This window comes from Gilliamella sp. Pas-s27 (assembly GCF_009795865.1).
Classification (GTDB): domain Bacteria; phylum Pseudomonadota; class Gammaproteobacteria; order Enterobacterales; family Orbaceae; genus Gilliamella.
Window position 1 is genome coordinate 72,150 of record NZ_WTEW01000001.1, and the last position, 13,219, is coordinate 85,368.

Here is a 13,219-nt window from a genome sequence, read left to right on the forward strand (position 1 = left end):
AACAAACACTTGAGTATATATGGCTAACTTGCTTGTAATTTGTTACTGATTTCCTTTTTCACAGAAGACAACGCTTCTGGTAATGCCGAGAGATCCATTCCACCTGCTTGAGCAAAATCAGGCCGCCCACCACCTTTACCACCTATTTTCAATGCTAGCTGAGAAACTAGTTCACCAGCTTTAATATTTTTGATTAAATCATTAGTTACACCGGCAGCTAAATTGATTTTTCCATCGTTGACAGCCGCTAAAATAATTACAGCTGTTTTTAATTGATTTTTAAGATCATCAATCATAGTGCGTAATACTTTTGCTTCAATGTTATCAAGTTTGGCAATAAGTATATTGGTGTTGTTAATTTTTTCGCATTGGTTAAGTAATTGAGCACTTTCTTGACTAGCTTTTTGTGCTTTTAATTGTTCAATTGTTTTCTCAAGTTGTTTAGTTTGATCAAATAATTGTTCAATACGCGCTAAAACTGCAGACTTGTCACTTTTAACAATTTGTCCAATCTGAGTCAATAAATTTGATTCATTATGTATTAGATCCATTGCATTTTGCCCTGAGGTCGCTTCAATACGGCGTACACCAGATGCAATGCTTGATTCTGATACTATTTTAAATAAACCAATATCACCTGTTCTATCTACGTGAGTACCGCCACAAAGTTCGATTGAAAAATCGCCCATAGTAAGCACTCGTACTATATCGTCATATTTTTCACCAAATAGTGCCATAGCACCTTTGTTTTTTGCTTCCTCGATTGGCATAAGTTCAATATCAACCGGTAAATTACGACGAATTTGTCGGTTAACAAGGTTTTCTATTTCAATAATTTGTTCTTGCGTTATCGCTTGGTTATGTGAAAAGTCAAAACGCAGATAGTTATCATTGACTAAAGATCCTTTTTGATGAACATGATTACCTAAAATACGTTGTAATGCAGCTTGTAATAGATGTGTAGCTGAATGATTGCGACGAATTCGTTCACGTAGTTCAATGTCAATTGCCGCTGTAACTGTGTCTCCAACTTTTAAAGAGCCTTTAACGATGTTACCTATATGCCCAATACTTTTACCATATTTTTGGCTATCTAAAACAGTAAATTCAACATTCGCAGTTGTTAATAAGCCTTTATCGCCAATTTGGCCACCAGATTCACCATAAAATGGAGTTTTGTCTAGAATGATAATGGCTTCATCGCCAGCATGAATACTTTCAATTTTTTGGCCATTTTTAAATATGGCAATAATTTTTCCTGAAGATTCAGTTGCTTGATAACCTAAAAATTCAGTTTTATCATCAAGTTTTATAACGTTGCTATAATCAACACTAAATGAACTCGATTCACGAGCACGCTTTCTTTGTTCTTCCATGCATTGATTAAAGCCTGCTTCATCAATAGTGATATTTTTTTCACGGCATACATCTGCGGTTAAATCTAGTGGAAAGCCGTAAGTATCATAAAGTTTAAATGCAACATCACCTGGTAATATTTTGTCTGTGATTTTTGTTAACTCTTGGTCAAGCAAAAATAATCCACGTTCTAATGTTTTTAAAAATTGCTCTTCTTCTAATTTAAGCGCGTCTTCGACCAATTTACGGTTATTAGCTAATTCAACCGCTGCACTTTCCATTACATCAATTAATGGTTTTACAAGTTTGTAGAAAAATATGCCTTTTGCGCCAAGCATATGTCCATGTCGCACTGCCCGTCGAATTATACGGCGTAACACATAACCTCGACCTTCGTTTGAAGGTAATACTCCATCCGAAATGAGGAAAGCACAAGAGCGGATATGATCAGCAATAACTCGTAGTGATTTATTTTCTAAATCTTTAGTTTGAATAATGTCTGCTGCATCTTTAATTAATTTCTTAAATAGATCTATTTCATAATTAGAATTAACATGTTGCAAAACAGCCGCAATACGTTCTAGTCCCATTCCAGTATCAACAGATGGTTTAGGTAATGGTTCCATCGTTCCATCAGGATGACGATTAAATTGCATAAAGACGATGTTCCAAATTTCGATAAATCTATCACCATCTTCTTCAGCACTACCTGGGGGCCCTCCCCAAATGTGATCACCATGATCGTAGAAAATTTCGGTACAAGGACCGCAAGGACCTGTATCACCCATTTGCCAGAAGTTATCAGATGCATATGGTGCACCTTTATTATCACCAATACGAATTATACGTTCTTTGGGAATTCCAATTTCTTTTTCCCAAATTGCATATGCTTCGTCATCTGTTTCATAAACAGTGACGGTAAGTTTATCTTTAGGTAGATTAAACCATTCTTTACTAGTTAATAATTCCCACGCAAAATGGATTGCATCATGCTTAAAATAGTCTCCGAAACTAAAGTTTCCTAACATTTCGAAAAAAGTATGATGTCGAGCTGTATAACCAACATTATCTAAATCATTATGTTTACCACCAGCACGGACACAACGTTGTGATGTTGTTGCTCTAGAGTAAGAACGTTTATCAACACCAAGAAATACATCTTTGAATTGATTCATTCCTGCATTAGTAAACAATAGCGTTGGGTCATTGTGTGGAACAAGGGAACTACTTGAGATAACTTCATGTCCTTTGCCACGAAAAAAGTCAAGAAAATTTTGACGAATTTCTGCAGTACTTTTCATTTATGCTTCCATATAAAACGATAGATTTTTAAACATATTAATATACTCGTTACAACTAAAGTTGAAAAGTAAATATTGTTACTATTGGAGTGGATCTAGTTAATTTTACAAGTAATAAGGAAAAATAAAAAAAGAATTAGTTAGCTTTATTTGTAATTATTTTTCTAATTTTTATATACTGCATTTTAGATACTCTCATTATTTAAGTCAATAAATCGTATGCGGTTTTAATATCATCTTGTGTATAACCTCTTGCGATCAGAAACTGAATACCTTTTTGTTTTTTATTATTATTTTGTGGTTTGATTTGTTTTAGCTTTTTTAGCAATTGTTCATGAGCAATACTTCCCCAGTTGATATCAGACATCTGTAATAGTTGATGGCTTAAATCAGTTGGTAAACCGCGTTGTTTAAGTTCTATTGCGATTTTATATTTTCCATAACCTTTATTGGCACGCATAACAATATACTTTTCAATGTATTGTTCATCATTGATCCACTTTTGATTGATACAATACCCAATAACATCTTGTATTTCAGTTTTTAGTTTAGTTAGTTGATCGTGATAATCTTCGTCTAGAGGTGATAGCTTTTTAGCAAAAAAAAATGTTATTTTTTGAGATAGCTCATACGAAGAGTGGTCACGCTGTGCAAGTAGTTGCACAGCTTTATTTAGAATTGATTTATTAAGTTTTTTATTCATTATTCAAAATTTCATCTTCTGATGAAATATCTTCTTCATCTGCTGCAAAAACAGCAGGGCTATTTAGTAGTAAATCGCGTAGCTTAGTTTCAAGTTCTTTAGCAATTTCAGGATGTTCTTGTAAAAATTTAATTGAATTAGCTTTTCCTTGACCAACTTTTTCACCATTGTAGCTATACCACGCACCAGCTTTGTCTACTAATTTGTTTTTAACTCCTAAATCAATTAGTTCACCTTCTTTCGAAATTCCACAACCATAGAGAATTTGGAATTCGGTTTGTCTAAATGGTGCTGCAACTTTGTTTTTAACTACTTTTACTCGAGTATCACTACCAATAATATCTTCACCTTCTTTGACTGAACCAATACGACGAATATCAAGACGAACAGAGGCATAAAATTTAAGCGCATTACCACCGGTTGTTGTTTCTGGATTGCCAAACATGACACCGATTTTCATACGAATTTGGTTGATAAATACAACTAAACAATTGGCATTTTTAATATTTGCAGTAAGTTTACGTAAAGCTTGTGACATTAAGCGAGCTTGTAATCCCATATGAGAATCGCCCATTTCACCTTCGATTTCAGCTTTTGGTGTTAAAGCTGCAACAGAGTCAACAATAATCACATCAACGGCGCCAGAGCGAACTAATGCATCACAAATTTCAAGTGCTTGTTCTCCTGTGTCAGGTTGTGATACTAATAAGTCATTGACTTGTACACCTAATTTAGCGGCATAAATGGGATCAAGTGCATGTTCAGCATCAATAAATGCGCAAGTTTTACCTTCTTTTTGAGCTTGTGCTATTACTGATAAAGTAAGCGTTGTTTTACCTGATGATTCTGGCCCAAAAATTTCAACGATCCGACCCATTGGTAAGCCACCAATACCTAATGCAATATCTAACCCTAAAGAACCAGTAGATACGGCATCCACATCTAACGTTTGAGTATCTCCCAAACGCATAATTGAACCTTTACCAAATTGTTTCTCGATTTGACTTAATGCAGCTGAAAGTGCGCGTTGTTTGTTTTCGTTCATATTATAAAATTCCAATGAGTGAGGATGTAGAATATTATACTGTATCGTTATACAGTATCAAGTTTTTTTTATATACGATAATCATTTAGTTAGTTATTACAATTTTCTTATGCTTTTTATAACTAACTCAGTTTTTATAATAACTGAAACTAACAAATGGTGATAAAATATTGGTATTCAAGATTAAATCTATTAGATTATCTTATTAATTTTTCAATTATGGTCTTTGACCAGATGTGTTTCTTATTAGTTGTTATTATTCTTCGACTAACTGTTTAAAATAATTTATTAGTTTTTGCGTTTCAATGTTATTCTAACTTGAATATTTTTGTTGATTAAAGATATCGAATAAAGGGAAATAATGGCCATTGATAAGCAACATTATGTTTTATGCTCACACTGTGATTTGGTCGTAGAATTATCTGATATAATGATAGGGCACAAAGCTGTTTGTCCTCGTTGTAATACAACATTAGTCAAAAATAATCATGATATGAAGTTTAGATCTGCCATGTATGCAGTTTGTTCGTTGATTATGATTGTTGTTGCTTTCGGTTTTATCTTTATTGATATTCGTCTTGTGGGTAATTTTATTGGCGTTAGTGTATTAGATATACCTAAAACCCTTTTTTTTGATAAATATGGTTATATTTCTGCACTTTTTATCTTATTTGTTTTGCTTTTTCCTATAGTAAATTTATTAATTATCACCTTACTTTGTTCTAAATTACGATTAACAAAGTACCGAAAGCGAGATTTACTTATTGTTTATGAAAAGTTTCAACATTGGTGTATGCCTGAAATCTTTCTTGTTGGGATTTTAGTCAGTTTTGTTAAATTAATGAGTTATGGCAGCATTGGTGTTACTAACTCGTTTTTTGCATTTTGCTTATTTGTCTTTTTTTATATCAAGTCGTTGGTTATTTTTTCACCAGAAATTATTTGGAACGAAATTCACCGTAATAATTTTTCTTCTAATACGTTAAAAGCAGGTAAAACCGGAATAAGTCAAAATTTAAAATTATGCAATTGTTGTCAGGCTATATTACCTATAAATTATAAAAAGTGTCCTCGGTGTAAACAAAAAAGTAAAATTAGAAATCGAGATAAAATACAATGGACTATAGCGTTATTGGTAACATCATTAATTCTTTATATTCCCGCTAATTTATTTGGTATTATGATAACTGTTGTTTTTGGTGCACCATCAACTTCAACCATTATTGATGGCGTTATTTATATGTGGCAATCAGGTGATGTTCCTGTTGCGCTTATTATTTTTATTGCAAGTGTTGTGATTCCGATTTTAAAAATTATTTCGCTTAGTTGGCTTTGTTATTTTGCACTAGCAGTAAAGCAAAAAAATAAGCGTAATTGCATAAAAATGAAAAAATTATATACTGCTGTTGAATTCATAGGTAAATGGTCAATGATAGATATATTTGTGGTTTCAGTTATTTGTTCTTTAGTTAGAAATCAACAAATGATGGGGGTTTACCCTGATATTGGTGTTACATTTTTTGCAAGTGTCGTTATTATCACAATGATTGCATCACAGAAATTTGATCCTCGTTTAATTTGGGATCGTCCGCAAAATAAAAAAATAGGTCAATAGGAACAATATGGCAACATCAAGTAAATTAGCAAAAATAACCAGAATTAGAGCTATTTCCGCAATATGGATTATTCCCATTGTTACTGCAATTGTCGGTCTTTGGATAATTTACTCTTATTTAGCCGATAGGGGAACCTCTTTCACTTTGCTTGCAAAAGATGCAAGTGGCATCGTTGCAGGGAAAACGACCATTAAAAACCGTAGTGTTGATGTTGGTATCGTTGATGAAGTTACTTTATCTGATGATTACAAGCAAGTGGTAATAAAAGGGCGTATTTATAATGATATGGAACCTCTATTAAAAAATGATTCAATTTTTTGGGTTGTTAAGCCTGAGATTGGGCGAGATGGGGTGACTGGATTAGGAACTATTTTATCAGGCGTTTATATAGAATTAGTTGCCGGAAACGATACGCACAGTTTTCAAAACAAACCTTTTACGCTTTCTGATACCCCACCATTGTCAGATCCAAGTATTAAAGGGATTCGCTTAAATTTAGAAAGTGAACAAAATGGTGTGATCCCAAGAGGAGCTTCTGTCATGTTTCATGGTTATCGTGTAGGTAATGTTGAAACTTCAGAATTTGATGTTGAAGCACGTAAAATGAAATATCAAGTTTTTATTACTAAACCTTACGATGTACTAGTAACACAAAATGTTCGTTTTTGGAAAGAAGGCGGAGTTAATTTAACTCTTTCTCCTCAAGGAGCAAATTTAGACGTTCCTTCTTTAGATGTCTTAATGTCAGGGGGGATTAGTTTTGATTTGCCTGAGGGGTCTAAATTAGGTGCACCTGCAGAACAAAACGCAGTTTATAAATTATATGAAGATAAAAAATCCATTAAAGATTCTCAATATACTGAATATAAAGAATTTCTTGTTATGCTTTCTGATTCAATATCTGGGTTATCAGAAGGAGTTCCTGTTGAATATCATGGTATTAGGCTAGGAACAGTATCTAAAGTGCCATTTTATACAGCCGAGATGTTAGAAAAATCTTCGATTTTAAATAAAAAAGTACCAATATTAATTAGGATTGAACCTGCTCGTTTGTCTGAATTAGTTGATGAAAAAGTCGATATTGCGGCATTAATTATGAAAGAGCAAGAAAATGGATTAAGGGCTTCGTTAAAAACCTCAAACATGTTCACTGGTGCAATGTATATAGATCTTGATTTTTATCCTGATTTGAAAAGTAAATATGACTTTAAAATGGCAAAACAGTTTGGTTACGACACAATTGAGGCGACTTCAACAGGAATTGCACAAATTCAATCCAAAGTTATGCAATTATTAGATAATTTTAATAGCTTGCCTCTTACCAATACTGTATCACAACTCAATCAATCGCTTGCTTCAAGTCAACATTTAATGGATTCATTAAATCAGGTTATGTCTAGTAAAGAAATGCAGAATATGCCGAAAGATCTACAAAAGACATTACGTTCATTAAATAAAACATTAAAAGGATTACAGCCAGGCTCTGAATTAAACAATCAAATGAAAGAAAGTTTGCAAAAAGCTCAACAAATGATGGATGAACTAACTCCATTACTTAATACTCTTAATAATAAGAGTAATGCTTTGATCTTTTCTGCTTCTTCAAAGGAAGATCAAGAACCTAAAGCAAAAGGTAAAAAATAATGAATAAAATACATAGAAAATTGTTTATAGTTGTATTTATACCATTACTTGCTATATCAGTAGGTTGCTCAACTAGCACTCCAAGTAAAAGCTATTTTCAACTAACTAGTAATTTACCGGCCCTTGTATCGCAAAAAATAAAAACGACTAATCGTTTTATTTGGATTGAATCAGTCGATGTTGCGAGTTTTTTAAGTAAGTCGGGTATAGTATTACAAACAGACAATATTAAATATGAAACGGCAACCCAGCATTTATGGGCTTCAACACTATCTCAGCAACTTCAAGAGAGATTATCGCAAGATTTAACTGTTTTATTGCCTAATTATTTAGTATCGAGCCAGTCAATTACAGCGCCTACACTAACAGTAAAATTATTTATTGATGGTTTTCATGGCAGTTATACTGGCGATGCAGTCATCAAAGGACGATGGGTGATCACAGACTGTAAAAATAATATTGAAACAAAATCATTTGAGCGCTATGTTCCTTTAGAATCCAATGGATATAGTGCTTTAGTTAAAGCACTATCAAAAGGTTGGCAAGATGAAGAACTGGACTTTGCTGGTTCAATAAAACATTAGTGTTATAATCATACTCCGTCAGAATTTTGACGGAGTATTTTAAATCAATTATTTTAATTGCAACTTAAATTGACTAAAAACTTCATCATCAATCGTTATCCATTTGCGAACACTATTGATAAATGCAATTTTATCAGCATTGATAAGATCGTCTTTTAAAATCGTTTTTTCTAACAATTGATTATGATCTAAATAAAATTGCCGCATGGTGCCTGCAAGTAATCCACACTCTTTTTTAGGTGTAATCCATTGATCGTTAATTAGTAGTGCAAGATTACCATTAACAAATTCAGTTATTTCATTGTATTGATTAAAATTAATATATTCTTTTCCAGTAGTTAAATCAGGAAAGTGCTTACGATTTGATGTTTTATGATACAAATAGATATTTTGATTATGAACACACTTTGTTGCTAATCGAATTTCATTAATTTTTATTGATGTGTTAATTATATTCTCGCTAATGGTATATAACCCATTTTTTTGCAGTAATACTCTGACTTTGTAGGTATTTACAATATTTTGAGTGGTTGTATTTGCTAACTTAATAAGTTGTAACTTAATCGCATTAATATCACATTTAAAATCAAAATAATCAGCTGATTGTGCAAGCCGACTTAAATGTTCATTCAATAATAAAAATTGTCCTTTTTCTAGCAATAGCGATTCAATAATATATTTTGGTGAAGAAGTAGTGCGACTTAAAATTGCTGTTTTAGCTAATATTTCGCTATATTCATCTTTTGATGTTGAATCCCAAGTAATTCCCCCACCAACCCCATAACGCATTTGCTGATTGCGTATGGTTAATGTACGAATTGGGATATTGAACATAGCTTTGTTCATATACGGTTCAATATAACCAATTGTCCCACAGTAAATACCTCGCGGTGAGTTTTCAATATCTGCAATAATTTGCATGGTACTAGTTTTCGGCGCACCAGTAATGGATCCACAAGGAAAAAGAGCTTGGAAAATTTTAAATAAATTAACATCCTTATTTAATTCTCCCTGAATTGTTGAGGTCAATTGCCAAACGGTGGGATATTTTTCGGCTGAAAACAATTTAGGTACAGTGACAGATCTAGGTTTGGAAATTCGACTTAAGTCATTACGTAATAAATCAACAATCATCATGTTTTCAGCTTGGTTTTTTTCAGAAAATAAAAATTTTAATTGTTGCTTATCTTGTTGATTAGTTAAACCCCGAGCAGTGGTCCCTTTCATTGGTTTTGTGGTAATGATTTTATTATCTAATTTAAAAAATAATTCTGGTGAAATCGATAAAATATAATAATCGTCAAACTCAATGTAGGCACAATAATCAGCTTGATTATTTTTTTGTAGAAAATAGTAATAATCAATAGCATTTTCATTAAATGGGGCGGTAAATTGAATAGTATAATTAGTTTGATAAGTATTGCCGAGTTCGATTTGTGATCGAATAAAATCAATCTTTTTATTATATTCCTCTCTTGATGTATCGCTTATCAAAGCGAAACTTGGTGGTATATAATCACTTATTTCTATCTGTTTTTGTTCAACAATAGAAAATTTATCAAAAATACCAAATAACAATAGCGGAAAATCATGATTTTGTTTTGTTTTATGTTCACTATTGAAGCCCATTGCACTTTCATAAGCGAGATATCCAACCGCATAATAGCCTTGTTGTGTGAATTTTTCTATTTCATCCAATTGTTGTTTAATTGAAGAATAGTCATTTGTAGCAAAAACTTTTATTGGATTGCAAAAACATTTGTGTTGACCTTCAAAGTCGATATGAATTTTCATTTTAGTATTACTCATGGACAAAATTATCAATCATTTGTAAACCAAATTCGGTTTTAATTGCTTCAGGGTGAAATTGAACTGACTCTATAGGTAGCATTTTATGACGTAATCCCATAATCAATCCTTGATTGTTTCTAGCTGTTACAATCAGTTGAGAGTCTTTTGGTAAAAGCTTATCACAAGCAATTAATGAATGATAACGAACTACCGAAAGCGGACTTTTTATTCCTTTAAAAATTCCTTGACCATCATGGGTTATTTCATCGACTTTTCCATGCATAGGTGTTGGTGCTTTGATGATTTTATAACCATAAGATTGAGCAATCGCTTGATGGCCTAAACAAACTCCTAATATTGGGCAAACACGACTAAATTCGGCAATTGTAGCAAGTGATATTCCAGCACTGATTGGAGAGCTAGGACCAGGTGAGATGATAATCTTAGAAAATTCGAGCTTTTTTATTTGTTCAATTGTCATTTCATCATTTTTTATTACTTTCACTTTTGCACCAACTTGGCACAAATAATCGTTAATATTGAATGTAAAAGAATCATAATTATCTATTAATAATATCAAAATACAGTCCGTTAATTACATAGAGTATTGTTTTTAAAATACTGGCACTTGTAACAGTCAAATTCCAGCCATAACAGAATGTATTATACCGTCAATGCAATTAAAAGAAGATATTATTGCTAGTTTATGATCTTTTATTTCTTTGTTTATACTAAGACACAAAGTTTTCTTGAATTTTTTGATAAAAAGCCTCTTTTTTTTGTGACAGATTTCACATAAGTATACAACCATTCTTGTATGGTAGTATTTGTGTTGTTATTTTGATAACACGAAATTCCACAAAAGAGGTATTGAATGAAAATTGTAAAAGCAGAAGTTTTTGTATGTAGTCCAGGAAGAAACTTTGTCACATTAAAAATTACTACCGATGAAGGAGTATACGGTTTAGGAGATGCAACACTGAATGGGCGTGAATTATCGGTTGCTTCTTATCTAAAAGATCACCTTTGCCCACAGCTAATTGGTCGCGATCCGCAACAAATCGAAGATATCTTCCAGTATTTTTATAAAGGAGCTTATTGGCGCCGCGGTCCTGTTACCATGTCTGCAATTTCGGCAATTGATATGGCACTTTGGGATATTAAAGGTAAGTTAGCAAACATGCCATTATATCAACTACTCGGAGGTGCATCACGAACAGGCGTAATGGTGTATTGCCACACAACTGGTGCCAGTATTGATGAAGTACTTGATGATTACGCTAAACATAAAGAAATGGGTTTTAAAGCTATTCGTGTGCAATGTGGTATTCCCGGTATGAAAACGACTTATGGTCAAAGTAAAGGGAAAAACCTTGCTTATGAACCCGCAACACGGGGAAATTATCCTGAAGAGCAATTTTGGGCAACAGAGAAGTATCTTGATTTTATGCCTAAATTGTTTGAAGCCGTGCGGAATAAATTTGGTTTTAATGAACATTTACTACATGATATGCATCACCGTTTAACACCAATAGAAGCGGCTCGTTTTGGCAAAAGTATTGAAGATTATCGACTATTTTGGATGGAAGATCCAACTCCTGCTGAAAACCAAGAATGTTTCCGTTTAATTCGTCAACATACTGTAACACCAATTGCTGTCGGTGAAGTATTCAATAGTATTTGGGATTGTAAACAACTGATCCAAGAACAATTAATTGATTATATTCGAACCACCATTACACATGCAGGTGGTATTACCCATATGCGTCGTATTGCAGATTTTGCTGCTCTTTATCAAGTGAGAACAGGTTCCCACGGACCATCTGATTTATCCCCAATCTGCCATGCAGCTGCACTACATTTTGATATGTGGGTGCCTAATTTTGGTGTGCAAGAATTTATGGGGTATTCACAGCAAATGTTGGAAGTTTTTTCTCCGAATTGGACTTTTAACGATGGTTACATGCATCCAAGTGACAAACCAGGGTTAGGTATCGATTTTGACGAAAAACTAGCTGAAAAATACCCATACAATCCAGCATATTTACCGATTGCTCGTCTTGAAGATGGCACATTGTGGAATTGGTAATTTAAAGGAGTTTATATGAAAAGTATTGTAATCAAACAACCCAATGAGTTAGTAATCGAGGAACGTGAAGTTCCTCAACCTAAATCAGGAGAAGTTAGAGTAAAAGTAAAATTAGCAGGTATTTGTGGGTCAGATAGTCATATTTATCGAGGTCATAATCCTTTTGCTAAATATCCAAGAGTAATTGGTCATGAATTTTTTGGTGTGATTGATGCAGTAGGTGAAGATGTTGAGCAATCAAGAATCGGCGAGCGAGTTTCTGTTGATCCTGTAATTAGTTGTGGACATTGTTATCCTTGTTTAGTGGGACGTCCTAATGTTTGTACATCTCTTATTGTATTAGGTGTCCATAGAGATGGAGGATTTAGCCAGTACGCGATAGTTCCAAGTAAAAATGCTTATGTTATTCCAGATGAAATTAGTGATGAGTTTGCAGTGATGATTGAGCCATTTACTATTGCAGCAAATGCAACCGATCATTTAAAACCAACTGAGAATGATATTGTATTAATTTATGGTGCGGGTCCAATGGGATTAACGTCAGTACAAGCATTAAAAGGCGTTTATAACGTTAAAGAAGTCATTGTTGTTGACCGGATTGAAGAACGCTTAAATATGGCAAAAAATAATGGTGCTGACAGAGTAATAAACAACACCTCTTTATCTTTAAAAGATGAGCTAGATAAACTTAATATTAAACCAACAGTTATTATAGATGCAGCTTGTCATCCATCTATTTTACAAGAAGCAATAACGATTGCATCGCCAGCAGCAAGAATTTTGATAATGGGCTTTTCAAATGAATCTTGTCAAATAACTCAACAAGGTATTACTAGCAAAGAATTATCTATTTTTTCATCGCGATTAAATGCAAATAAATTTCCAGTTGTAATTGATTGGATTAAGAAAAAATTAATTGATCCGCAAAAGTTAATCACACATAAATTTGATTATATACAAGTCATTCAAGCGATAGAAACTTTTGAAAAAGATCAAAAACTGTGTTGTAAGGTGTTACTAACTATTATTTAGGATTTTTTAAACACAGTTTTATTGATGATCTTTTTATATATAAAATTATAAGGCGAGT

General features: G+C 33.0%; 10 protein-coding genes. 5 read left to right on the top strand and 5 right to left on the bottom strand.

Features of this window, described 5'->3' with window-relative positions:
• Positions 1–23: 23 nt before the first annotated feature.
• From alaS to recA, 3 genes are all read right to left on the bottom strand, one after another.
• A complete protein-coding gene (gene alaS / locus GQ589_RS00355; RefSeq protein ID WP_160423849.1) occupies positions 24–2,657 on the bottom strand; it encodes an alanine--tRNA ligase in 2,634 nt (877 codons plus the stop codon).
• A 202-nt stretch (positions 2,658–2,859) separates the two neighbouring features.
• Positions 2,860–3,360, bottom strand: coding sequence for a regulatory protein RecX (locus tag GQ589_RS00360; RefSeq protein ID WP_160423851.1), 501 nt, complete (start codon positions 3,358–3,360; stop codon positions 2,860–2,862).
• Positions 3,353–4,405, bottom strand: a complete 1,053-nt coding sequence (gene recA / locus GQ589_RS00365; protein WP_160401315.1) for a recombinase RecA — start codon at positions 4,403–4,405, stop codon at positions 3,353–3,355. The genes GQ589_RS00360 and recA overlap by 8 nt, the downstream gene beginning before the upstream one ends.
• Positions 4,406–4,766: 361 nt before the next feature.
• On the opposite strand from recA, the gene GQ589_RS00370 reads away from it, so the two are divergent.
• The 3 genes from GQ589_RS00370 to GQ589_RS00380 are packed head-to-tail and all read left to right on the top strand — an operon-like array spanning position 4,767 to position 8,249.
• Positions 4,767–6,020, top strand: coding sequence for a PqiA/YebS family transporter subunit (locus GQ589_RS00370; protein WP_160401314.1), 1,254 nt, complete (start codon positions 4,767–4,769; stop codon positions 6,018–6,020).
• Positions 6,021–6,027: 7 nt separating this feature from the next.
• Positions 6,028–7,665, top strand: coding sequence for an intermembrane transport protein PqiB (pqiB, locus tag GQ589_RS00375; RefSeq protein ID WP_160423853.1), 1,638 nt, complete (start codon positions 6,028–6,030; stop codon positions 7,663–7,665).
• Positions 7,665–8,249, top strand: a complete 585-nt coding sequence (locus GQ589_RS00380; RefSeq protein ID WP_160423855.1) for a membrane integrity-associated transporter subunit PqiC — start codon at positions 7,665–7,667, stop codon at positions 8,247–8,249. The genes pqiB and GQ589_RS00380 overlap by 1 nt, the downstream gene beginning before the upstream one ends.
• Positions 8,250–8,297: 48 nt before the next feature.
• Here GQ589_RS00380 and pabB read toward each other — a convergent pair whose 3' ends face one another.
• Complete coding sequence (gene pabB / locus GQ589_RS00385; RefSeq protein WP_160423857.1) at positions 8,298–10,043, bottom strand: aminodeoxychorismate synthase component I; 1,746 nt, start codon at positions 10,041–10,043, stop codon at positions 8,298–8,300.
• A 7-nt stretch (positions 10,044–10,050) separates the two neighbouring features.
• Entirely contained in the window at positions 10,051–10,620 is a 570-nt protein-coding gene (locus GQ589_RS00390) for an aminodeoxychorismate/anthranilate synthase component II (RefSeq protein ID WP_160423859.1), read from the bottom strand.
• A gap of 294 nt (positions 10,621–10,914) precedes the next feature.
• Here GQ589_RS00390 and manD point away from each other — a divergent pair, with 294 nt between their 5' ends.
• Entirely contained in the window at positions 10,915–12,129 is a 1,215-nt protein-coding gene (manD, locus tag GQ589_RS00395) for a D-mannonate dehydratase ManD (RefSeq protein WP_160423861.1), read from the top strand.
• Positions 12,130–12,144: 15 nt separating this feature from the next.
• Positions 12,145–13,161, top strand: a complete 1,017-nt coding sequence (locus GQ589_RS00400) for a Zn-dependent oxidoreductase (protein ID WP_160423863.1) — start codon at positions 12,145–12,147, stop codon at positions 13,159–13,161.
• Positions 13,162–13,219: the final 58 nt, after the last annotated feature.